The organism is Halorubrum sp. SP3, assembly GCF_005435195.1.
GTDB classification, from domain to species: Archaea; Halobacteriota; Halobacteria; order Halobacteriales; family Haloferacaceae; genus Halorubrum; species Halorubrum sodomense.
Genome location: NZ_SGTU01000278.1, coordinates 1 through 216 on the forward strand (window position 1 = coordinate 1; position 216 = coordinate 216).

Sequence of the window (216 nt, forward strand, 5' to 3'; positions counted from 1 at the left end):
TATCGTCAATGCGCAGGACGCAATTCTCCTCCGAAAGTTCCGTGAAAAGTTTGGGGATGAGCCTGATCCACCGTTATTCGACACTGCTCATAAAGCAGCTGATGAAATGGCTGATGAAGACGATCGGATTCGTCTCCGATCAGATGGTGATCGACCAAGGCACGATGAGGGAGATGCACTCAATCTGACCGTAATTGACGAAGGGTGTGGTCAGAA

The 216-nt window shown here is 49.5% G+C and carries 1 protein-coding gene; it reads left to right on the forward strand.

All coding sequences use genetic code 11. The features are described 5' to 3' along the window. On the forward strand, window positions 1–188 hold a 188-nt coding region (locus tag EXE42_RS19765; RefSeq protein WP_206750752.1), incomplete at its 5' end, for a hypothetical protein. Window positions 189–216: the final 28 nt, after the last annotated feature.